The 21,475-nt window shown below is 70.9% G+C and carries 20 protein-coding genes; 11 read left to right on the plus strand and 9 right to left on the minus strand.

From position 1 onward, the window contains the following. Positions 1-115: 115 nt before the first annotated feature. Positions 116-1,231 carry an ATP-grasp domain-containing protein gene (locus tag SRB17_RS07375; protein WP_153536067.1) on the minus strand — a complete coding sequence of 372 codons (1,116 nt, stop codon included), beginning with the start codon at positions 1,229-1,231 and terminating at the stop codon, positions 116-118. A gap of 320 nt (positions 1,232-1,551) precedes the next feature. Here SRB17_RS07375 and SRB17_RS07380 point away from each other — a divergent pair, with 320 nt between their 5' ends. Continuing rightward, the gene (locus tag SRB17_RS07380; RefSeq protein WP_323375140.1) at positions 1,552-2,457 is read left to right on the plus strand and encodes a metallophosphoesterase; all 906 of its coding nucleotides are present in this window, start codon (positions 1,552-1,554) and stop codon (positions 2,455-2,457) included. Continuing rightward, positions 2,405-3,085: a 4'-phosphopantetheinyl transferase family protein gene (locus tag SRB17_RS07385; protein WP_323375141.1), complete on the plus strand. Its 681-nt coding sequence runs from the start codon at positions 2,405-2,407 to the stop codon at positions 3,083-3,085. The genes SRB17_RS07380 and SRB17_RS07385 overlap by 53 nt, the downstream gene beginning before the upstream one ends. Before the next feature lie 39 nt (positions 3,086-3,124). Here the strand turns inward: SRB17_RS07385 and SRB17_RS07390 are convergent, their stop codons facing one another. The 3 genes from SRB17_RS07390 to SRB17_RS07400 all read right to left on the minus strand — a co-directional run bounded on the left by SRB17_RS07390 (position 3,125) and on the right by SRB17_RS07400 (position 4,812). Beyond that, entirely contained in the window at positions 3,125-3,352 is a 228-nt protein-coding gene (locus tag SRB17_RS07390; protein ID WP_153536071.1) for a hypothetical protein, read from the minus strand. A gap of 231 nt (positions 3,353-3,583) precedes the next feature. After that, complete coding sequence (locus SRB17_RS07395) at positions 3,584-4,123, minus strand: toxin-antitoxin system, toxin component (protein WP_153537992.1); 540 nt, start codon at positions 4,121-4,123, stop codon at positions 3,584-3,586. Between the two features lie 32 nt (positions 4,124-4,155). Beyond that, positions 4,156-4,812 carry a helix-turn-helix transcriptional regulator gene (locus tag SRB17_RS07400; protein ID WP_323375142.1) on the minus strand — a complete coding sequence of 219 codons (657 nt, stop codon included), beginning with the start codon at positions 4,810-4,812 and terminating at the stop codon, positions 4,156-4,158. Positions 4,813-5,052: 240 nt separating this feature from the next. Here SRB17_RS07400 and SRB17_RS07405 point away from each other — a divergent pair, with 240 nt between their 5' ends. The 7 genes from SRB17_RS07405 (at position 5,053) to SRB17_RS07435 (ending at position 14,092) form a co-directional block, all read left to right on the plus strand. Further along, complete coding sequence (locus SRB17_RS07405) at positions 5,053-5,724, plus strand: hypothetical protein (RefSeq protein ID WP_153536076.1); 672 nt, start codon at positions 5,053-5,055, stop codon at positions 5,722-5,724. Positions 5,725-5,855: 131 nt separating this feature from the next. Then, a complete protein-coding gene (locus SRB17_RS07410) occupies positions 5,856-6,854 on the plus strand; it encodes a LacI family DNA-binding transcriptional regulator (protein WP_153536078.1) in 999 nt (332 codons plus the stop codon). A 142-nt stretch (positions 6,855-6,996) separates the two neighbouring features. Further along, the gene (locus tag SRB17_RS07415; protein WP_153536080.1) at positions 6,997-8,349 is read left to right on the plus strand and encodes an ABC transporter substrate-binding protein; all 1,353 of its coding nucleotides are present in this window, start codon (positions 6,997-6,999) and stop codon (positions 8,347-8,349) included. Between the two features lie 5 nt (positions 8,350-8,354). After that, positions 8,355-9,311 (plus strand): carbohydrate ABC transporter permease, encoded by a 957-nt coding sequence (locus SRB17_RS07420; protein ID WP_153536082.1) that lies wholly within the window; start codon positions 8,355-8,357, stop codon positions 9,309-9,311. Next, positions 9,308-10,183 (plus strand): carbohydrate ABC transporter permease, encoded by an 876-nt coding sequence (locus tag SRB17_RS07425; protein WP_153536084.1) that lies wholly within the window; start codon positions 9,308-9,310, stop codon positions 10,181-10,183. Before SRB17_RS07420 ends, SRB17_RS07425 begins: the two co-directional genes overlap by 4 nt. A gap of 35 nt (positions 10,184-10,218) precedes the next feature. Beyond that, positions 10,219-11,826 (plus strand): glycoside hydrolase family 13 protein, encoded by a 1,608-nt coding sequence (locus SRB17_RS07430; RefSeq protein WP_323375143.1) that lies wholly within the window; start codon positions 10,219-10,221, stop codon positions 11,824-11,826. Positions 11,827-11,914: 88 nt separating this feature from the next. Beyond that, on the plus strand, positions 11,915-14,092 hold the full coding sequence (locus SRB17_RS07435; RefSeq protein WP_153536086.1) for a discoidin domain-containing protein: 2,178 nt from the start codon (positions 11,915-11,917) through the stop codon (positions 14,090-14,092). 27 nt (positions 14,093-14,119) lie between these two features. Here SRB17_RS07435 and SRB17_RS07440 read toward each other — a convergent pair whose 3' ends face one another. The 3 genes from SRB17_RS07440 to SRB17_RS07445 are packed head-to-tail and all read right to left on the minus strand — an operon-like array spanning position 14,120 to position 16,277. Beyond that, entirely contained in the window at positions 14,120-15,049 is a 930-nt protein-coding gene (locus tag SRB17_RS07440) for a PDR/VanB family oxidoreductase (RefSeq protein WP_323375144.1), read from the minus strand. Beyond that, positions 15,046-15,216 carry a hypothetical protein gene (locus tag SRB17_RS46025; RefSeq protein WP_228396063.1) on the minus strand — a complete coding sequence of 57 codons (171 nt, stop codon included), beginning with the start codon at positions 15,214-15,216 and terminating at the stop codon, positions 15,046-15,048. Before SRB17_RS46025 ends, SRB17_RS07440 begins: the two co-directional genes overlap by 4 nt. Further along, a complete protein-coding gene (locus tag SRB17_RS07445; protein WP_153536090.1) occupies positions 15,213-16,277 on the minus strand; it encodes an aromatic ring-hydroxylating dioxygenase subunit alpha in 1,065 nt (354 codons plus the stop codon). Before SRB17_RS07445 ends, SRB17_RS46025 begins: the two co-directional genes overlap by 4 nt. A gap of 244 nt (positions 16,278-16,521) precedes the next feature. On the opposite strand from SRB17_RS07445, the gene SRB17_RS07450 reads away from it, so the two are divergent. Both SRB17_RS07450 and SRB17_RS07455 read left to right on the plus strand, forming a co-directional pair. Further along, positions 16,522-18,570 carry a phosphocholine-specific phospholipase C gene (locus SRB17_RS07450; RefSeq protein WP_153536092.1) on the plus strand — a complete coding sequence of 683 codons (2,049 nt, stop codon included), beginning with the start codon at positions 16,522-16,524 and terminating at the stop codon, positions 18,568-18,570. Positions 18,571-18,636: 66 nt separating this feature from the next. After that, a complete protein-coding gene (locus tag SRB17_RS07455; protein ID WP_323375145.1) occupies positions 18,637-19,485 on the plus strand; it encodes a phospholipid scramblase-related protein in 849 nt (282 codons plus the stop codon). 101 nt (positions 19,486-19,586) lie between these two features. On the opposite strand, the gene SRB17_RS07460 is transcribed toward SRB17_RS07455, so the two are convergent. Both SRB17_RS07460 and SRB17_RS07465 read right to left on the minus strand, forming a co-directional pair. Then, positions 19,587-20,534, minus strand: coding sequence for a hypothetical protein (locus SRB17_RS07460; protein WP_153536094.1), 948 nt, complete (start codon positions 20,532-20,534; stop codon positions 19,587-19,589). Further along, the gene (locus SRB17_RS07465) at positions 20,531-21,334 is read right to left on the minus strand and encodes a phosphatase PAP2 family protein (protein WP_153536096.1); all 804 of its coding nucleotides are present in this window, start codon (positions 21,332-21,334) and stop codon (positions 20,531-20,533) included. Before SRB17_RS07465 ends, SRB17_RS07460 begins: the two co-directional genes overlap by 4 nt. Positions 21,335-21,475 lie beyond the last annotated feature (141 nt).

The following is a 21,475-nucleotide window of genomic DNA, read 5'->3' on the forward strand; positions in this document are numbered from 1 at the left end:
TTGGTCCATACCGGCGAGCGAAGACGCGCCCCGGACGGGCGCGGGTCCGTACGGGATGTGCGGCTCCGCCGCGCGGGCGCGACAAGCCACAACGGACCCGTAGTCGGCGTACGACCTAAAGCGGCAGGACCTCAGCCGCCGAAGCCACCTGGGCAGGCAACGCCGGAAGGGCGATCTCCGCCTCCCTCTGCCGCGGAAGCGCCGCAGGCACAGGCAGCAGCGACCGCGGCCCCGTAACCACCGTGTAGTCCTGCCCCAGGAACGGCGGCTCGATCACCCCGGGATCCTCCCCCAGCGCCAACTGCACGGCGGCCCAGGGCACATTCACCCCGCACAGCGACAGCTGGTGCAGGCCCCCGGAGGGCCGCGTGTTGACATCCAGCAGCACCGGCCGGTCGCCGAGCATGCGGAACTGGATGTTCGACAGGTGGTGCAGCCCGAAGCCCTCCGCGATCAGCCGGGCCGGCTCCAGCCACCGCTCGTCCAGGGTGAACCCCCTGCGGCGGCCGTTCTTGGTGCGGCCCACCGCGAGCCGCAGCCGGCTGTCGGGCCCGGTCAGGCAGTCGACCGACACCTCGGGCTGCTCCAGGCGCGGCATCACCAGCCAGTCCACCGGCTGCCCGGACCGCCGCAGCGCCTCGACGACGAGGTCGAGCTGGACGTACGGGCTCGGGAACCCCTCGAGCTGGGCCAGCGAGAACGGGCCGCGGGTGATCATCCGGAAGCCGACCCCGCCCGCACCGGCAGCCGGCTTGAAGCACGCCCGGTGTCCGGCCGCCTCCAACTCCTCCACTGCGGCGAGGAGTTCGTCGGCCGTACGCACCCGCCACCACGGCGGCACCGGGACGCCCACCGAGCGGACCGCCTCGTACGCGGTCGCCTTGTCCTCGAAGACGGCCACCGCCTCGGGCGTCGGCGCCAGCAGCGCCGTACCCGCGGCGGCGAACTCCGCGCGGTGCCGCACGATCGCGGCCTGGTGCAGCCGGGGCACGAACACGTCGATGCCGCGCCGGGCGCACTGGTCCAGCGCGTACTCGACGTAGCCGGCCGGGGACAGGCCCTCCGGCTCCAGTTCGGCGGTGTCGGCGGCGGCCAGGACGGGGGAGTCGGCGTCCCCGTGCGTCGCATGGATCTCCACGGCGCGATCGCTGGGATTTCTGCGCAGCTGATCCATGAAGAACACGTTCTCCGCGTACGTGCGGTTGAGCCAGACGCGTACGCGAGAGAGCATGCAGGCCGCCTTTCACGGTTTTCGGGCAGGGCTCGGCGGCCCGTGCCCGGGCAGGAGAGAGGAAGGGACACCAAAGAACCCCTGTGAAAAGGGACGTTGGGGTGACGGTGTCGGGGCGATCATACGGCTTTCAAGAGCCCGCGCGTGCAACGCGGATGTTACGGATTTCCGGGACTCGTCCAGTAGGCTCGCCGGGGTCGGTCCGGTCGGCGCCGGCCCGCTGCCGGCCCGCGCGACACGGCGGCGGGGGAGCCTCTTGTCCGGGTGTCCGGGAATGTGATCTCGTGGTCCCGGCGGAGGATGATCGGAAGGGGTGCAGGGTGGAGTCTGCGGCCGGGGCCGGGCAGCTGCTGGCCATCAGCGACCTGCACATCACCTACCCGGAGAACCGCGCACTCGTCCAGGACATGCGGGCCACGAGCGACGAGGACTGGCTGATCGTGGCCGGTGACATCGCCGAGACGGTGGCCGACATCCGCTGGACCCTGGAGCAGCTCGCGGGCCGTTTCCGCAAGGTGCTCTGGGCCCCCGGCAACCACGAGCTGTGGACGCACCCGAAGGATCCGGTCACCCTGCGCGGCGTCGCCCGCTACGAGCACCTGGTCGCACTCTGCCGCGAGCTGGGCGTCGTCACCCCCGAGGACCCCTACCCGGTGTGGCACGGCCCCGGCGGCCCGGTCGTCGTCGCCCCGCTGTTCCTGCTGTACGACTACTCGTTCCTGCCGCCCGGCTGCGCCACCAAGGCCGAGGGCCTGGCCTACGCGCACGGCACCGGCGTGGTCTGCAACGACGAGTACCTGCTGCACCCCGACCCCTATCCCACCCGGGACGACTGGTGCCGGGCGCGGGTCGCCGAGACCGAACGCAGGCTCGCCGAGCTGCCCGCGGAACTGCCGGTCGTACCGGTCAACCACTATCCCCTGCACCGGCATCCCACCGAGGTGCTGTGGTATCCCGAGTTCGCCATGTGGTGCGGCACCCTGCTGACCGCCGACTGGCACCGCCGGTTCCGCGTGGCCACCATGGTCTACGGCCATCTGCACATCCCCCGCACCACCTGGCACGACGGAGTCCGCTTCGAGGAGGTCTCCGTAGGCTATCCCCGCGAATGGCGCAAGCGCCCGGAGCCGCCGGGAACGCTGCGCCGCATCCTGCCGATGGAGGTCGAAGCCGGTGATCGAGGAGCTGCTCCCGGAGTCGGTCGTGGCCGTGGAGGCACACCGTGACGACCCGCTGTGGGACGCCCCCTGCCACCCCGGGGAGGCGGCTCTCGTCGAACGGGCCGTGGCCAAGCGCCGCCGCGAGTTCGCCGCCGTACGAGCCTGCGCCCGGCGCGCCATGGAGAAGCTCGGCGTGCCCGCCCAGCCCATCCTCAGCGGCGAGCGGGGCGCACCGCGCTGGCCGGACGGCCTGATCGGCAGCATGACCCACTGCGACGGCTACTGCGCCGCCGCGCTGGCCCGGGCCGGCGATCTGGCCTCCCTCGGCATCGACGCCGAACCGCACGGGCCGCTCCCGGAGGGCGTCGGCGACTCCGTCCTCCTGCCCGCCGAGGCCGAGCGGCTCGCCCGGCTCACCGGCCGGCGGCCCGATGTGCACTGGGACCGGATCCTGTTCAGCGCCAAGGAATCCGTCTACAAGGCGTGGTTCCCCCTCACCCGCACCTGGCTGGACTTCTCCGAGGCCGACATCGCCCTCGACCCGAGCCCCGGCGGCCGGCCGCACGGCACGCTGCGTGCCGAACTCCTCGTCCCCGGGCCCCGGGTCGGCGACCGCCGGCTCCAGGTCTTCGACGGCAGGTGGGTCGTGCGCGACGGAGTGGTCACCACCGCCGTGGTCGTCCCGCATCCCTGAACCCCCGGCAGCCGCCCGCACCGGCCCGGCCCGGCCCGATCAGGTCGGCGGGCACCAGTCGCGCAGCAGTCGGAAGAACTGCTCCTCGTTCCCCGCGAGGCCCGCGCGCGCCAGGGCCCGTTCCGCCTCGGCCAGCACGGCGGGCGGCACCACGGCGGGCCGGCCGCCGTCCGATGGCCCGTCGAAGGCGGCGCGCACCGTATGCAGCAGCCGCAGATAGGCCTGTACGGCGGTGCGCTCGCGGTCGGTCAGTACGGCGGTGGGCATCGGTCGGCTCTCCCCGAGTAGGCGTCACGGTCGCGCGCCCTGCGGCGCACCACTCCAGCTTGCCGCCCGCCACTGACAACGCCCTTCGGCCGCGTCCCGGTTCGCCCGCTCAGCCGAGGCCGAATCCTTTCCGTGCGGCCTGAAGGGGTGACGACCGGCCCGGGGCGGCCGCCGGCCGGCGTACGACAGCGAGACCGCACGTCCGACGGCGCCGCGCGGCGCGGCTCCCGGTCAGCCCTGTGGCCCCGGATACCCCAGGGAGGCCTCGATGCGCCCGGCCACGTCGTCGCGGTGCACCGGGCCGCGCAGGGCCGAACCGGCAAGCCAGGTACGGCACTTGCTGGCCAGGAGCAGACCGAAGGTCTCGGCGTCCCGTTCCTCGGCGAGGTCGAAACGGGTCCGGGCCGCGACGCGCTGCACCGTGGCCTGGAGCGCGTCCTGGTCGGTGTCGTCGTGCAGCAGCCGCGTGGCGACCCCGACGCCGTCGACGTGGTGTCCGCGGTGGTCGGCCTGCATGTGCCACAGCTCGTGGCCGAGGATCACCAACTGGTGGTCGGGTGCCGTGCGTTCCTCCACGACGACGAGATCGCGGTCGGTCAGATCCAGCCACAGTCCGCTCGCCGTGCCCGGCGGGAACGCCGCCGCACGGAAGTGGACCGGGCGGCCCCGACGGCGGCTCATCGCCGCGCACAACGCGCCGTACAGCTCCCGGGGCGGCGCCGGCGCGGGCAGCGCAAGACCGCCCACCAGCTCGTTGCACAGCCGGCGCATGTCCCTGCCGATGCCCACAGTCCTCCCCCGGCTCACGACTCGGGCCGTTTGACGCTCTCCAGGAGCATGTCGAGCCACTCCGCGACCTTGTCCCGGTGCTGGTCGGTGGGCAACTGCGCGGCCCGCCAGGCTATTCCGCGCACCCCGTGGTCCAGCAGCAGCCGTTCCAGCGGATCCTCGTCGGCCCCGGCGGCGGCCCGCTCCCGGTCGGCGAGCTTCGTCAGCAGCTCCTGCTCGGTGCGCTGCAGCGCGCCCGCCAGCGCCTCGGGGTCCTCCGCGGTCAGGAAGCCGGCGTGCACCCGGAAGAAGCGCTGCAGTGCGTCGCAGTGCTCCATGGTCGGCCGCCGGTCGCCGTTGATGAGGGCGCCGGCCTGCTGCCGGGACATGCCCGCGCCGTCGGCGATCTCCTGCTGGGTGTACTTGCGGCCGTTGGATTTCAGCCGGGTGCGCCGCAGCAGACCCAGGCGCTGCAGAAAGCGTGCCTGTACGTCCGGTTCACCGGCGGGCCGGCCGGCGAGCAGGGCCTTGACCACCGGCTCCGGGACCCCGCAGGCCACGGAGAGCCGCCCGACGTCGAAGACCTCGGCGTGCGGCACGCCCAGCCGGTCGGCGAGCGCGGTGACGCGGGCGACGACGGCCGGCAGCTGGGCGGTCGCCGTGGCGCCCGGATCCTCGTAGCCATCCGTCACCGACAGAACTCCTACGTCTCTCGAGGGCTGCAGATGCGTCCGTGCTTCTCACGAGCGTTCGCCGTGGACTTCCCGGAGCGTAGCGGGTGTCTCGAACTCACATCCAGGTGTCGCCACAACTGTGGCGAATTTCAGCCGTCAACGGGCACGGAATGCCACGATAGTTGACACGTGCTTGTTTCGGGCCGCAGGATCGCAGGGCCGCGTGAAGGCCGCAGAGGCAAGAGGGGTGACCTCCCGATGGCACATCAGGCAGGAGGGCAGCGGCCGGCACCGCGGCCCGTCCCCGAGACCTGCGAGACCCAGGCGTACCTCCAGGACTACGCCGTACTGCTGGAGTCCCACGCCTGCCCGTCCCTGGTGGTCGACCACCGCTGGGACGTGGTGATGGCCAACGGCGCATTCACGACACTTTTCCGCGGGGTCCGCCGGCACGCGAGCGCCATGCCCGGGGACAACTTCCTGCGGTTCGTCCTGTTCCATCCGGACGCGGGCGAGATCCTCGGCGAGCACGAGCAGGGCTGGTGCCTGCCAATGCTGGCCCACCTGAGGACCGCGCTGGAGACGTACGGTCACGACCACGAACTCCAGGCGATCCGCCGGGACATCGCCCAGGACCCGCTCATGGAGGCCGCCTACCGGCAGGGCCTGCCGCACTGGATCCGTGCCGTCGGTGAGCGCGCGACCCGGCTCGACGGGGCCGTCCGGCTGCTGCGCCACCCCGACCCGCGGCGCGGCCCCACCGAGTGCCGCATCGTCGAGGAGACGCCTCAGGTCCTGCGCGACCTCGGCTACCGGCGCCTGTCGATGGTCCCGCGCGAGCACCGCCGGCCCACCGCGCCCGCACGCCGTCCGCGCCGCTCGCGGGACACGGCGGCTCACCTCACGGTCGTCCCGACCCCCGAGAACTGACCCGGCACCGCCGGCGTTCAGGTCGCCGGCGGCGCCGGGTCGAAGAAGGATCACCCAGGGCGCCCCCGAAGGGGCGCGGGCTCTGTCGCCTTACGCAAGCCACTTGCATGAATTGCGCTACGCTTGCGCACATGACACGACGACTTGCGGAAGTGGCGAAGAAGGTCGGCGTCAGCGAAGCGACCGTCAGCCGGGTGCTCAACGGAAAACCCGGGGTCTCCGACGCCACCCGGCAGGCGGTGCTGACGGCGCTCGACGTCCTCGGTTACGAGCGCCCCACCCAGCTGCGCGGCGAACGCGCCCGGCTCGTCGGCCTGGTCCTGCCGGAGCTGCAGAACCCCATCTTTCCGGCATTCGCCGAGGTCATCGGCGGTGCGCTCGCCCAGCTCGGCCTCACCCCGGTGCTGTGCACACAGACCAAGGGCGGCGTCTCGGAGGCTGACTACGTCGAACTGCTGCTGCAGCAGCAGGTCTCCGGCGTCGTCTTCGCCGGCGGCCTGTACGCGCAGGCGGACGCCCCGCACGACCACTACCGGCTGCTCGCCGAGCGCAACATCCCCGTCGTGCTGGTCAACGCGGCCATCGAACACCTCGGTTTCCCCGGCGTGTCCTGCGACGACGCCGTGGCCGTCGAGCAGGCGTGGCGGCACCTCGCCTCCCTCGGCCACGAGCGCATCGGACTGGTCCTCGGCCCCGGCGACCATGTGCCCTCGGCGCGCAAGCTGGCCGCCGCGCGGGCGATCGCCGGCGACCTGCCGGAGGAGTTCGTCGCCCGGGCGATCTTCTCCATCGAGGGCGGTCACGCCGCGGCGTCCCGGCTGATCGACCGGGGTGTCACCGGCATCATCTGCGCCAGCGACCCGCTCGCGCTCGGCGCCGTCAGGGCCGCGCGTCGCAAGGGGTACGGCGTGCCGGGGCGGATCTCGGTCGTCGGCTACGACGACTCGGCCTTCATGAACTGCACCGAGCCCCCGCTCACCACCGTCCGCCAGCCCATCGAGGCCATGGGCCGCGCGGCCGTCGAGCTGCTGAACGCGCGGATCGGCGGCACCGCCGTACCCGCCGAGGAGCTGCTGTTCGAGCCCGAGCTGGTGGTGCGCGGATCCACCGCGCAAGCCCCGCGCGACTGAGTTCCTGCCCTGTAATCGAGAAGATCCAACCTGCTGTCAAATAATTACAGATTTCGCGCGACATCTTGCGGACCGATGTCGGCGGTGCTTGAGTGTGCGGCGCCCACCGCTCCTGCCATGAGTGCCATCAGGGGGTCCACCGATGAGAAGCACCGGGTTCAGCCGTACCTTCGTCGCGATCGGCGTCTGTTCCTCGCTCGCCCTTGCCGCCACCGCCTGCGGCTCGGGCGGCGACGACGCTGCCGGCGGCACGACACGCATCACCGTCAACTGCGAGCCGCCCAAGAGCGCCAAGGTCGACCGGACGTTCTTCGAGGACGACCTCGCCTCCTTCGAGAAGCAGAACCCGGACATCGACGTCGTCGCGCACGACGCCTTCCCCTGCCAGGACCCGAAGACCTTCGACGCGAAGCTCGCCGGCGGTCAGATGGAAGACGTTTTCTACACGTACTTCACCGACGCCAGGCACGTCGTGGACATCCACCAGGCGGCCGATCTCACGCCGTACCTGAAGGAGCTGAAGTCCTACGACACACTCCAGAAGCAGCTGCGCGACATCTACACCGTGGACGGAAAGGTCTACGGCATACCGCGTACCGGATACAGCATGGGGCTGATCTACAACCGCAAGCTCTTCCGGAAGGCCGGCCTCGACCCCGACAAGCCCCCCACCACCTGGGACGAGGTCCGCGCCGACGCCAGGAGGATCGCCGCCCTCGGCAACGGCACCGTCGGATACGCCGACTACAGCGCCCAGAACCAGGGCGGCTGGCACTTCACCGCCGAGCTGTACTCGCAGGGCGGCGACGTCGTCGGCGCCGACGGCAAGAAGGCCACCATCGACACCCCGGAGGGCCACGCCGTCCTGCAGAACCTGCACGACATGCGGTGGACCGACGACTCCATGGGCAGCAAGCAGCTCCTGGTCATCAACGACGTGCAGCAGATGATGGGTTCGGGCAGGCTCGGCATGTATCTCGCCGCCCCGGACAACATCCCGATCCTGGTCAAGGAGAAGGGCGCCGACTACGACGACATCGCCATCGGCCCCATGCCCGGCGGTAAGGGCACGCTCATCGGCGGCGACGGCTACATGTTCAACCAGCACGACACGCCCGCCCAGATCCGGGCCGGCCTGAAGTGGCTGGACCACATGTTCCTCACCCCCGGAACCGGTTTCCTCGGCGACTACGCCCGCGCCAAGAAGAACGACGCCCCCGTCGGACTGCCCGAGCCGCGCCTGTTCACCGGCGCCGCCGACGCCAAGGACCAGCAGGCCAAGAAGGCCAACGCCAATGTCCCGGTGGAGAACTACCAGGCCTTCCTCGACGGCAACCAGCAGCTGCAGATGAAGATCGAGCCGCCGGACGCGCAGCAGATCTACTCCGTCCTCGACTCGGCCGTCTCCGCCGTCCTGACCGAGAAGGACGCCGACATCGACCAGCTCCTCAAGGACGCCTCCGGCAAGATCGACGGCATCCTGGCCCGGAGCTGACCGCCATGACGAAGACGGCCGAACGGCGGACCGTGACGAAGGCCGCCGTCCACCCGGTCCCGGCGCCGCCTCCGGGAGGGGGCCGGAGGCGGCGCCGCCTCGCCGACCAGGCCCGCGCCTACGCCTTCCTCCTCGGCGGCCTCGTCTGCTTCGCCCTGTTCTCCTGGTACCCGGCGATCCGCGCGGTCGTCATCGCCTTCCAGAAGTACACACCGGGCTCGAAGCCCGAGTGGGTCGGCACCGCCAACTTCACCCGGGTCCTGCACGACCCCGAGTTCGGCGCGGCCTGGCGCAACACGCTCACCTTCACCCTGCTGGCCCTGCTCCTCGGCTTCGCGATCCCCTTCCTGCTCGCCCTCGTCCTCAACGAACTCCGGCACGCCAAGGCCTTCTTCCGGGCCGTGGTCTACCTGCCGGTGATGATCCCGCCGGTGGTCAGTGCCCTGCTGTGGAAGTGGTTCTACGACCCCGGAGCCGGCCTCGCCAACGAGACGCTGCGCTTCCTCCACCTGCCCACCTCGAACTGGTCCAACGGCACCGACACCGCGCTCGTCTCCCTGGTGATCGTGGCGACCTGGGCGAACATGGGCGGCACCGTCCTCATCTACCTCGCCGCCCTGCAGTCCGTCCCGGGCGAGCTGTACGAGGCCGCCGAACTGGACGGCGCGAACCTGCTCCAGCGCGTCCGGCACGTCACGGTCCCGCAGACCCGGTTCGTGATCCTGATGCTGATGCTCCTGCAGATCATCGCCACCATGCAGGTGTTCACCGAGCCGTTCGTGATCACCGGCGGCGGCCCGGAGAACGCCACGGTGACCGTTCTCTACCTGATCTACAAGTACGCCTTCCTCTACAACGACTTCGGCGGCGCCTGCGCCCTCAGCGTCATGCTCCTGGTCCTGCTCGGCGCCTTCTCCGCCGTGTACCTGCGGCTCACCCGCACCGAGGGGGACACCGCATGAGCACGCGCACCCTGATCTCCCCGGCCACCCTCGCCCGTCCGCGCGGCAAGGTCGTCTACTGGACCGTTTTCACAACCGTCGTGGTCCTCTTCGCGCTCGCGTTCCTCTTCCCGGTCTACTGGATGGTGACCGGCGCGATGAAGTCACCGGACGAGGTGGCCCGGACCCCGCCGACGCTCGCCCCGCAGCACTGGCACCTCGGCGGCTACACCGACGCCTGGGACCTGATGCAACTGCCGCAGCACCTGTGGAACACGGTGGTGCAGGCGGCCGGCGCCTGGGCGTTCCAGCTGGTGTTCTGCACGGCAGCCGCCTACGCCCTGTCCAAGCTGAGACCGGCCTTCGGGAAGGTGATCCTCGGCGGCATCCTGGCCACCCTCATGGTCCCGGCGCAGGCCCTGGTCGTACCGAAGTACCTGACGGTCGCCGACCTGCCGCTGCTCCACACCAGCCTGCTCAACGACCCTCTCGCCATCTGGCTGCCGGCCGTCGCCAACGCCTTCAACCTCTATCTGCTCAAACGGTTCTTCGACCAGTTGCCGCGCGATGTGCTGGAGGCCGCCGAGATCGACGGCGCCGGCAGGCTGCGCATCCTGTGGTCGGTGGTGCTGCCCATGTCCCGGCCGGTGCTCGGCGTGGTGTCGATCTTCGCGCTGGTCGCCGTCTGGCAGGACTTCCTGTGGCCGCTGATGGTCTTCTCCGACACCGACAAGCAGCCGATCAGCGTGGCCCTGGTCCAGCTGTCGCAGAACATCCAGCTCACCGTGCTCATCGCCGCGATGGTGATCGCCAGCGTGCCGATGGTGGCGCTGTTCCTCGTGTTCCAGCGGCACATCATCGCCGGGATCAGCGCGGGCAGCACCAAGGGCTGACGCCGCCGAAAACGCTTACAGAAAGGGAAGCCCCCGTGGGACAGCCCACCCCTGCCCGAAGGGACCGCGACTGGTGGCGCTCGGCCGTCATCTACCAGGTCTACGTCCGCAGTTTCGCGGACGGCGACGGCGACGGCACCGGGGACCTCGCGGGCGTCCGCGCCCGGCTGGCGTACCTCGCCGAACTCGGCGTGGAAGCCCTGTGGTTCACCCCCTGGTACCAGTCACCCCTGAAGGACGGCGGCTACGACGTCGCCGACTACCGGACCATCGACCCGGCCTTCGGCACCCTCGCCGAGGCGGAGAAACTCATCGCCGAGGCACGCGAGCTGGGCATCCGGACCATCGTCGACATCGTGCCCAACCACGTCTCCGACCAGCACCCCTGGTTCCGGGCGGCGCTCGCCGCCGGGCCCGGCAGCCCGGAGCGTGAACTGTTCCACTTCCGGCCCGGGCGCGGCCCGCACGGCGAACTCCCGCCGAACGACTGGCCGTCCCAGTTCCTCGGCTCCACCGAACCGGTGTGGACCCGCCTGCCCGACGGCGACTGGTATCTGCACCTGTTCACGCCCGAACAGCCGGACCTCAACTGGGCGCACCCGGCCGTCCGCCAGGAGCACGAGGACATCCTGCGGTTCTGGTTCGAGCGGGGCGTCGCCGGCGTCCGCATCGACTCCGCCGCCCTCCTCGCCAAGGACCCGGCCCTGCCCGACCTCGCCTCCGGCCCCGACCCGCACCCCTTCGTCGACCGCGACGAACTCCACGACATCTACCGCTCCTGGCGGCGCGTGGCGGACGAGTACGACGGCGTCTTCGTCGGCGAGGTCTGGCTCCCCGACGCCGAACGCTTCGCCCGCTATCTGCGCCCCGACGAACTCCACACCGCCTTCAACTTCTCCTTCCTGTCCTGCCCCTGGGATCCCGCCCGGCTGCGCGCCTCGATCGACACCACCCTCGCCGAGCACGCCCCGGTCGGCGCCCCGGCCACCTGGGTGCTCTGCAACCACGACGTCACCCGCACGGTCACCCGGTACGGCCGTGGAGAAACCGGTTTCGACTTCGCCGCCAAAGCCTTCGGCACCCCGACCGATCCGGCGCTCGGAACCCGCAGGGCGCGCGCCGCCGCCCTGCTGTCGCTGGCCCTGCCCGGCGCGGTGTACCTGTACCAGGGGGAGGAGCTGGGGCTGCCGGAGGCCGAGATCCCCGTCGAGCGGATACAGGATCCGATGTACTTCCGCTCGCAGGGAGCCGACCCCGGCCGGGACGGCTGCCGGGTGCCGCTGCCGTGGGCCGCCGGTATGCCGTATGCGGGATTCGGTTCACGGCAGGAGCCCTGGCTGCCGCAGCCGGCCGACTGGGCCTCGTATGCCGTCGACCGTCAACAGCGGGACCCCGACTCCATGCTCACCCTCTACCGCCGGGCCATCGCCCTGCGCCCGCTCTTCGGCGACGGCCCCCTGACCTGGCTGCCCGCCCCAGACGGCGTCCTCGCCTTCACCCGCGCCGAGGAAGCGATGTGCGTGGTCAACCTCGCGCCCGCACCCGTCGACCTCCCCGCACACTCCCGACTCCTGCTGAGCAGCGGCCCGCTGGACGACGCCGGCCGGCTGCCGCAGGACACCGCGGCCTGGCTGCAGGCCTGAGCCGCACCCGCGCGCCGGACCCGGGCTCAGCCGGTCCGGTGCGCCCGCGCCAGCTGTCCCACGAACCCCACCACGAAGGGATCAGCCCATGTACAGCAGCACCACCAGATATGTCAGGCACATGCCATCCATCGCCGGGGTCGTCGCCCTCGCCGCCGGCATGCTCACCGCCGTGGCCCCCGCCGCGCACGCGGCCTCGGGCGCCGCGCTGCCCTTCACCTCCGTGGAGGCCGAGTCGCAGACGACCACCGGAGCGAAGATCGGCCCGGACTACACCCAGGGCACCCTCGCCTCGGAGGCCTCCGGGCGGCAGGCCGTCCGGCTGTCGGCCGGGCAGCGGGTGGAGTTCACCGTGCCGCGCGCCTCCAACGCCGTGAACGTCGCCTACAGCGTCCCGGACGGCCAGTCCGGTTCCCTGAACGTGTACGTCAACGGCACCAAGCTCGCCAGGACCATCCCGGTGACCTCCAAGTACTCGTACATCGACACCGGATGGATCGCCGGCGCCAAGACGCACCACTTCTTCGACAACGCCCGGCTGCTGCTGGGCCAGGGCGTCCAGCCCGGCGACAAGGTCGCCGTCGAGGCGGCCGACACCCAGGTCACCGTCGACGTCGCCGACTTCGAGCAGGTCGCGGCGCCCGCCACCCAGCCCGCCGGCTCGGTGTCCGTCGTCTCCAAGGGCGCCGACCCCAGCGGCAACGGCGACTCCACCCAGGCCTTCCGGGACGCCATCGCCGCCGCCCAGGGCGGCACGGTGTGGATCCCGCCGGGCGACTACAAGATCACCTCATCCCTCAACGGCGTGCAGAACGTGACGCTCCAGGGCGCCGGCAGCTGGTACTCGGTGGTGCACGCCTCCCGGTTCATCGACCAGTCCAGCTCCTCCGGAAACGTCCACATCAAGGACTTCGCGGTCATCGGCGAGGTCACCGAGCGCGTCGACTCCAACCCCGACAACTTCGTCAACGGCTCCCTCGGCCCGAACTCCTCCGTCTCCGGCATGTGGATCCAGCACATGAAGTGCGGCATGTGGCTGACCGGCACCAACGACAACCTGGTGGTGGAGAACAGCCGCTTCCTCGACACCACCGCCGACGGCATCAACCTCAACGGCACCGCCAAGGGAGTCGTCGTCCGCGACAACTTCCTGCGCAACCAGGGAGACGACGCCCTGGCCATGTGGTCGTTGTACGCGCCGGACACGAACTCCAGCTTCGAGAACAACACGATCTCGCAACCCAACCTGGCCAACGGCATCGCGATCTACGGCGGCACCGACATCTCCGTGAAGAACAACCTGATCTCCGACACCAACGCCCTCGGCAGCGGTATCGCGATCTCCAACCAGAAGTTCCTCGACCCCTTCTCTCCGCTGTCCGGCACCATCACCGTCGACGGCAACACCCTGGTCCGCACCGGCGCGATGAACCCCAACTGGAACCACCCGATGGGCGCGCTGCGCGTCGACTCCTACGACAGCGCGATCAACGCGACGGTCAACATCACCGACACCACGATCACCGACAGCCCCTACAGCGCCTTCGAGTTCGTCTCCGGCGGCGGACAGGGCTACCCGGTGAGGAACGTCAACGTGACCGGCGCGACCGTGCAGAACACCGGCACGGTCGTCGTACAGGCCGAGGCACAGGGCGCGGCCACCTTCAAGAACGTCACCGCCACCCAGGTCGGGGCCGCCGGCATCTACAACTGCCCCTACCCGGCGAACTCCGGCTCCTTCACGCTCACCGACGGCGGCGGCAACTCCGGCTGGAGCAGCACCTGGTCGGACTGCTCCACCTGGCCCCAGCCCGGCCAGGGCAACCCCGACCCCGACCCGAACCGCAACCTCGCCAAGGGCCGGCCGGCCACCGCGACCGGCTCCCAGGACGTCTACACCCCCGGCAAGGCGGTCGACGGTGACGCCAACTCCTACTGGGAGTCGACCAACAACGCCTTCCCGCAGTCGTGGACGGTCGACCTCGGCTCGCCCTACGCCGTACGCCGCCTGGTGCTGAAGCTGCCGCCGTCCTCGGCGTGGGGCGCCCGCACCCAGACCATCACCGTGCTCGGCAGCACCGACGGCTCCACCTACTCGACCGTCGTGGGCTCCCAGGACTACCGCTTCGACCCGGCCACCGGCAACACGGCCACCGTCGCCCTGCCGAGCACCACGAACCTGCGGTACCTCCGCCTCGCCGTCAGCGCCAACACGGGCTGGCCGGCCGGACAGTTCAGCGAGGTGGAGGCGTATCTGACGTCCTGATCCCAGAACCGCGTCATTCAGACCGCGTCACAGATCCAGCACCAGACGGGCGCCCCGGCAGCGGGACACACAGATCATCATCGTGTCACCCGAGGCCCGTTCCTCCTCGTTGAGGACCGAGTCCCGGTGCTCCGGGGCGCCCTCCAGCACATCGGTCTCACACGTGCCGCACGTCCCCTCCGTGCAGGAGTAGAGCACCTCGACCCCGGCGGCGCGCACCGCGTCCAGCACGGACACCTCCGGCGGGACGGTGACCGTACGACCGCTGCGGGCGAGGACGACCTCGAACTCCTCGTCTCCGCCCGCCTGCCGGTCCTTCGCCCGGAAGCGTTCCACCCGCAGCACCGCGGACGGGCAGCGCTCCTCGACGGCGTCCAGCAGCGGCCCCGGGCCGCAGCAGTACACCAGGGTGCCGTCGGGCAGGTCGTCCAGGGCCGGGCCCAGGTCGAGCAGACCGGTCTCGTCCTGCGGTGCGAGGGTGACCCGGTCGCCGTACCGCGCCAGCTCCTCCGTGAACGCCATGGACGAGCGAGTGCGTCCGCCGTAGAGCAACGTCCAGTCGGCGCCCGCCTGTTCGGCCGCCGCGAGCATCGGCAGGATCGGGGTGATGCCGATGCCGCCCGCGATGAACCGGTAGCGGGGCGCGGGCTCGTGCCGGAAGTGGTTGCGCGGCCCGCGTACCCGTACCTTCTCTCCCTCGCCCAGCTGCTCGTGCACATGTGCCGAGCCTCCCCGCCCGTCCGGCTCGCGCAGCACCGCGATGCGCCACGCGGACCGGTCCGCCGGATCGCCGCACAGCGAGTACTGCCGTTCCAGCCCCGGCCCGAGCAGCAGGTCCACATGCGCGCCGGGCTCCCAGCCGGGCAGCTCAGGGCCCAGCGGATCGCGCAGTGTCAGGGCCAGTACCCCGTCGGCGGCGAACTCCCGGCCGGAAACGACGAGTTCGAGTTCGGTCACCGTACGGCCTCTTCGCTGTCGTGTCCTTCGGGGTGGGCCAGCATCCACTCCCACATCAGCACCGGATCCTCGGCGGTGTGCTCCGCACCGCAGTGGCAGGTGCCGTGCAGCACATCCGTGCCCGGCAGCCAGTCGATGCGGTAGACCTCGCCGGTGCCGGGGCTCACCGGACCTCCTCGACCGGCTTGTCGCCCTCCTCGACCAGCCGGGCCAGGATCCGGCGCGCGGCCAGGCCGCCGGTGTCGATGTTGATGCTCAGCTCCTGGTAGCCGGTGCGTTCGGTGCCGAGGGTGCGCTGCAGCAGGTTCAGCGCGTCCACGTCCTGCATCACGACGGTGTGGTTGTTGGCCCGCAGGAACTCGGTGACCTCGGCGTCCTCGGTCGCCCAGTCCCGGGACACCGCCCAGAAGTCGTACACCTTGCCGTCGGCGGACGGCGTGATCGCGTAGGTGATCTCGGTGTGGAAGCCGTGCGGGTCGCTGCCGTCCGCCTCCGGTACGACGCCCACCGGTGCGATCCGGCTGTGCAGCAGATACAGGCAGGGCGCGTGGTACTCGATGTCCTGCCAGCGGGTGATCCGGCCCTCGATGCCGGTCGAACGGGCGTAGAACGACGGGCACTCGGCGTCCTCCATGTGCCGGCTGACCCGGACCACACCCGCGCCCTCGTCCACCTCGGTGGTGATGGGGGTCTCGGCGACCTCCGGAGTGCCGATGTAACCGCCGTGCAGATACGTCTCGTGCGACAGGTCCAGGAGGTTGTCGACGAGCAGGCCGTAGTCGGCGTCGATCGGCTCCATGCCGCGCACGGTGGTCCAGCCGGGGGAGTCCAGATGGCGGGCCCGCGGGATCGTCTGCGGGTCGGCGAGCGCCGGGTCGCCGATCCACACCCAGACGAGCGAGTCCTGCTCCACCACCGGGTAGGAGGCGACGCGCGCGGTGCGCGGGACGCGTTTCTGGCCCGGCACGTACACACAGGCGCCGGTGCGGTCGTAGGTGAAACCGTGGTAACCGCATACGATCCGGTCGCCGTCCAGGCCGCTCGAGGAGAGCGGGTAGCGGCGGTGGACGCACCGGTCGTGCAGGGCGACCGGGGTGCCGTCCTCCTCGGAGCGGTAGAGGACCAGCGGCTCGCCGAGGATCGTCCGGCCGAGCAACTCGCGCCCGACCTCCTCGCCGTAGGCGGCGACGTACCACTGATTCCGCGCGAAAGCGGTCATGTGCGGCATGGCTGCGGCTCCCGTCTGTGGGTGGTGGCCACATCGTCGGGAGGCGCCAGGCCGTGTGCAATGCCGCCTTCCGTCTGACGGAAGCCTTCGTGTGAACGGTCGTGGCACCGCACGGACCACCGGGTTTCACACGGGCGCCATCAGACCCTTCCCTGACGTTTGTTGCTCTTGGAACACTCGCTCCGCGCAGGTTCCGTCACATGGGCGGCATCGCGTACGTCAGGACGAGAGGACCCGCAGACCCATGCCCGAAGTCAATCGGCGCCGATTCCTCCAACTCGCGGGCGCCACCACGGCGTTCACGGCGCTCTCCAGCAGCATCCAGCGCGCCGCCGCACTGCCCGCGAACCATCGCACCGGTACGGTCCGGGACGTCGAGCACATCGTCGTCCTCATGCAGGAGAACCGATCCTTCGACCACTACTTCGGCACGCTCCGAGGCGTCCGCGGCTTCGGTGACCCCCGCTCCGTCACGCAGAACGGCCGCTCGGTCTGGAAGCAGTCCGACGGCACCAAGGACATCCTGCCCTTCCACCCGGACGCCGACGACCTGGGCCTCGCGTTCATCCAGGACCTGCCGCACGGCTGGCAGGACACGCACGCGGCGTTCAACGGGGGCAAGTACGACAAATGGGTGCCGGCCAAGGGCACCACGACCATGGCGCACCTGACCCGCGCGGACATACCGTTCCACTACGCCCTCGCGGACGCCTTCACCATCTGCGACGCCTACCACTGCTCGTTCATGGGCTCGACCGACCCGAACCGCTACTACATGTGGACCGGTTACGTCGGCAACGACGGCCAGGGCGGCGGCCCGGTCCTCGGCAACGACGAGAAGGGCTACGGCTGGACGACGTACCCCGAGCGCCTGGAGAAGGCCGGGGTCTCCTGGAAGATCTACCAGGACGTCGGCGACGGCCTCGACGCGAACGGCGGCTGGGGCTGGATCGACGACGCCTACCGCGGCAACTACGGCGACAACTCCCTGCTGTACTTCAACCAGTACCGAAACGCCCAGCCCGGCGACCCGCTGTACGACAAGGCCCGCACCGGCACCGACGCACGCAAGGGCGAGGGCTTCTTCGACCAGCTCAAGGCCGACGTCAAGGCCGGCAAGCTGCCGCAGGTCTCCTGGATCGTCGCCCCCGAGGCCTTCACCGAGCACCCGAACTGGCCCGCCAACTACGGCGCCTGGTACGTCTCCCAGGTCCTGGACGCGCTCACCTCCAATCCCGAGGTGTGGGGCAAGACCGCGCTGTTCATCACCTACGACGAGAACGACGGCTTCTTCGACCACGTCATCCCGCCGTACCCGCCGGCCTCCGGCGCCCAGGGCAAGTCGACCGTGGACACCGCTCTCGACCTGTACAAGGGTGACGCGAGCCATGTCGCCGGCCCCTACGGGCTCGGCCAGCGCGTGCCGATGCTGGTCGTCTCGCCGTGGAGCAAGGGCGGTTACGTCTGCTCCGAGACCTTCGACCACACCTCGATCGTCCGGTTCATCGAGCGCCGCTTCGGTGTGCAGGAGCCGAACATCTCCCCCTGGCGCCGTGCCGTCGTCGGCGACCTGACCAGTGCCTTCGACTTCTCCCGCAAGGACACCGAGCCGGTCGCCCTGCCGTCCACGGCCGCCTACGAGCCGCCGGACCACAACCGCCACCCCGACTACGTGCCCAAGCCGCCCGCCCACCCCGCCCTGCCCAAGCAGGAGCGCGGCCACCGGCCCACGCGCCCGCTGAAGTACGCCCCGGTGGTCGACGGTTCCGCGGACACCGCGACCGGCACCTTCACGCTCACGTTCGCCTCGGGGGTGCACGCGGCCGCCGCCTTCCTGGTGACCTCCGGCAACCGCACCGACGGCCCCTGGACCTACACCACCACGGCCGGCACGTCCCTCTCCGACACCTGGAACTCGGCCTACTCCGGCGGTGTGCACGACCTCGCCGTGCACGGCCCCAACGGATTCCTGCGCGTCTTCAAGGGCAAGGGCAAGGCCGCGGGACCCGAGGCGACCGCGCGGCATGTGGGCGACGACCTGGAACTCACCTTCACCAACAAGGGTTCCGGCACGGTGAAGCTCAAGGTCGTCAGCGGTTACGGCGTCGCCCCGGCGACGGTGACCGTACGGCCCGGTGCGACCGTCAGGCACACCGTGGACCTCACGGCGAGCAAGCGCTGGTACGACGTGACGGTCACCTGCGACGCGGACCCGGCCTTCCTGCGCGCCTTCGCCGGCCATGTCGAGAACGGTCGCCCCGGCGTCAGCGACCCGGCGATCGCCGCGGAGTGAACGGGCGATGAACACCGCTCCGTGCGGGCTGGTCAGGTACCGGTCATATCAGGGTAGTGTGCCCCGGTGACCACGCAATCGAACACTCCGGCAGGCTGGTACCCGGATCCGCACGGAGCGCCGCAGACGCTCCGCTACTGGGACGGCACGCAGTGGACCGAGCACACCAACCCGGCGCAGCAGCCCGCCGGTCAGGTTCCGCAGCAGCAGGCCGCTCCCCAGCAGTACGGCGCCCCGCAGGCGCAGGCCGTCGACCCCAAGGTGCAGCGCCAGGTGCAGCAGCAGGCCGGGGTCGCGGCCGGCGGCCCCGGCGGCGGCAGCCTCTTCACCGAGCCGGTCCTGGTCGTGAACCAGAAGGCAAAGCTGATCGAGCTGACCAACGAGTACAAGGTCATGGATCAGAACGGCCGCGAGATCGGCGCCGTGACCGAGGTCGGCCAGGGCGCGCTGAAGAAGATCCTGCGCTTCGTCTCCAGCCTCGACCAGTTCATGACCCACAAGCTGGAGATCCGCGACGCCTACGGCCAGCCGCAGTTGCTGCTGACCCGGCCCGCGAAGTTCTTCAAGTCCCGCGTGATCGTGTCGCGTCCGGACGGCTCGCAGGTCGGCGAGATCGTCCAGCAGAACATGATCGGGAAGATCAACTTCGCGATGAACGCGAACGGCCAGCAGGTCGGCGCGATCAAGGCGGAGAACTGGCGGGCGTGGAACTTCGCGATCGTCGACCACGCGGACAACGAGGTCGCCCGGATCACCAAGACCTGGGAGGGCCTCGCCAAGACGCTCTTCACGACTGCGGACAACTACGTCCTGCAGATCCACTACCAGCTGCCCGAGCCGCTGCTGAGCCTCGTGGTGGCGACGGCCCTGACCGTCGACACGGCCCTCAAGCAGAACTCGCGGGGCTGGAACTGAGCACGCCCCGGACGGGGGAGAACGGTGACGGCGGCCGGTGCGCGGATGTGCGCACCGGCCGCCGCTGTGTGTCGTCGTAGTTCGGAGTGCGTCGCCGTCGATCAGAGTGAGGTGAGGTGTCCCGGCTGTTCCGGCTGCCGCGGGATCAGGGCCGGTTCGGCGGTCGCGGTGCCCGGCTCCAGGGCCAGTACCGCGGCGACGGGGTGGTCGTCGCCCGCGAGCGCCGGTTCCGGCGTGACCCGGGTGAGCAGGACCACACCCCAGGAGGCCAGGCCCGCTCCGGCGAGGGCCAGCAGGACGCCGGCGGGTCCGCCCTGGAGGCCCTGGCCGAGCAGGGTGAGTCCGATCACCGCGGCGGCCACCGGGTTGGCGAGGGTGACCACGGCCAGCGGCGCGCCGAGGCCGCCGCGGTAGGCGGTCTGCGACAGCAGCAGCCCGCCGACGGCGAACGCGGCGACGAGCACGGCCACCACGACGACCTCCGTGCTCAGCACCGGGCCCGTGCGGTCCGTGGCCGCCACGGTCACCGTCTGGGTCAGCGCCGAGGCGACACCGGAGGCGAAGCCCGACGCGGTCGCGTGCCTGAGGCCGGGCCGGGCGCCGGGCCGGGACAGCATGCCGATCGCGACGGCGGTCGTACCGGCGACCGCCAGTGCCTCGGTCAGAGTCAGCACCCGCGCGGGCGCCGGACCGGAGGCGGTGACGAGCAGCGCGGCGAGCCCGAGCAGCGTCAGCGCCGTACCGCGCCACTCCATCGCCCTGACCCGGCGCCCGGCCGCCCGCGCGCCCAGCGGTACGGCCGCGACCAGGGTGAGTGCGCCGAGCGGCTGGACCAGAGTGAGCGGGCCGTACTTGAGGGCGACGACGTGCAGCAGGGCCGCGGCCGCGTTCAGACCGACCGCCGACCACCAGGCGCCGGTGCCGAGCAGCCGCAGCAGGCCGGTGCCATGGGTGCGGGCGGCGAGGCGTTCCTGGGCGACGGCGGCCAGCGCGTAGGCGACGGCCGAGACGAGGGAGAGGCCGACGGCGATCAGGGCGGCGGCGCTCATCGGCCCGCTCCCGCCAGGACGGGCTCGCGCGGCGCGAGCCGGCCGACGTTGTGTCCCGCCGTGCCGGCGGTCCGGTGCGGCGGGTGGATCACGGCGAGGGCGATGCCGAGCATGGCCGTCGCGACGATCGCGTCGAGCCAGTAGTGGTTCGCCGTTCCCACGATCACCAGCAGGGTGATCAGCGGGTGCAGCAGCCACAGCCGGCGCCACCGGGACCGGGTGGCCGCGATCAGGCCGATCGCCACCATCAGCGCCCAGCCGAAGTGCAGCGACGGCATCGCCGCGAACTGGTTGGACAGATGGTCGCTGGACGGTGGGCCGTACACGTCCGGGCCGTAGACCCGCGCGGTGTCCACCAGACCGGTGCCGGTCAGCATCCGCGGCGGGGCCAGCGGGAACGTGAACGGCAGCACCAGCGCGGCCGTGGTGACGGCCGCGAGCACCCGGCGGGCCCATACGTAGTGCGCCGGCCGCCGGAGGTACAGCCAGACCAGGAAGGCCAGCGTCGCCGGGAAGTGGACGGTGGCGTAGTAGGTGTTCGCTAGGTGGGCGAAGGTGTCGCCGTGCAGCAGTGCGGACTGCACGGCGTTCTCGTGGGGGAGGTGCAGCGCCCTCTCCAGGTCCCAGACGCGGTGGGCGTTGCGGTAGGCGTTCGCGGTGTGGCCGGTGGCCAGTTGCCTGCCGAGCTTGTAGACGAGGAAGAGCCCCGCGACCAGCAGAAGCTCACGTATGAGTGCCGGGCGCGCGGTCGCGTCCGGCGGCTCCGCTGCTGCCTCTGCAGGCTCGGTTCGGGCATTCATCCCCCGGCCCCTTCGCTGACGGTGGTGCGTGTGGTGGTGCGGTCGAGCCCCGTCCCCCGGGCGAAGCTCATCGATACGTCATCGTACCGATACGTCAGTGTACCGATACGGTCGAGTACCGGTACACTTGCGTATCGGTTG

Origin of the sequence: Streptomyces sp. RB17 (assembly GCF_009604455.1) — a bacterium.
Classification (GTDB): Bacteria; Actinomycetota; Actinomycetes; order Streptomycetales; family Streptomycetaceae; genus Streptomyces.

Coding starts and splice junctions, on each gene's coding strand:
- SRB17_RS07375 (WP_153536067.1), bottom strand. CDS start 1,231: ATGCTCTCTCGCGTACGCGTCTGGCTCAACCGCACGTACGCGGAGAAC.
- SRB17_RS07390 (WP_153536071.1), bottom strand. CDS start 3,352: ATGCCCACCGCCGTACTGACCGACCGCGAGCGCACCGCCGTACAGGCC.
- SRB17_RS07395 (WP_153537992.1), bottom strand. CDS start 4,123: ATGCGCCGGCTGTGCAACGAGCTGGTGGGCGGTCTTGCGCTGCCCGCG.
- SRB17_RS07405 (WP_153536076.1), top strand. CDS start 5,053: ATGGCACATCAGGCAGGAGGGCAGCGGCCGGCACCGCGGCCCGTCCCC.
- SRB17_RS07410 (WP_153536078.1), top strand. CDS start 5,856: ATGACACGACGACTTGCGGAAGTGGCGAAGAAGGTCGGCGTCAGCGAA.
- SRB17_RS07415 (WP_153536080.1), top strand. CDS start 6,997: ATGAGAAGCACCGGGTTCAGCCGTACCTTCGTCGCGATCGGCGTCTGT.
- SRB17_RS07420 (WP_153536082.1), top strand. CDS start 8,355: ATGACGAAGACGGCCGAACGGCGGACCGTGACGAAGGCCGCCGTCCAC.
- SRB17_RS07425 (WP_153536084.1), top strand. CDS start 9,308: ATGAGCACGCGCACCCTGATCTCCCCGGCCACCCTCGCCCGTCCGCGC.
- SRB17_RS07435 (WP_153536086.1), top strand. CDS start 11,915: ATGTACAGCAGCACCACCAGATATGTCAGGCACATGCCATCCATCGCC.
- SRB17_RS07445 (WP_153536090.1), bottom strand. CDS start 16,277: ATGCCGCACATGACCGCTTTCGCGCGGAATCAGTGGTACGTCGCCGCC.
- SRB17_RS07450 (WP_153536092.1), top strand. CDS start 16,522: ATGCCCGAAGTCAATCGGCGCCGATTCCTCCAACTCGCGGGCGCCACC.
- SRB17_RS07460 (WP_153536094.1), bottom strand. CDS start 20,534: ATGAGCGCCGCCGCCCTGATCGCCGTCGGCCTCTCCCTCGTCTCGGCC.
- SRB17_RS07465 (WP_153536096.1), bottom strand. CDS start 21,334: ATGAATGCCCGAACCGAGCCTGCAGAGGCAGCAGCGGAGCCGCCGGAC.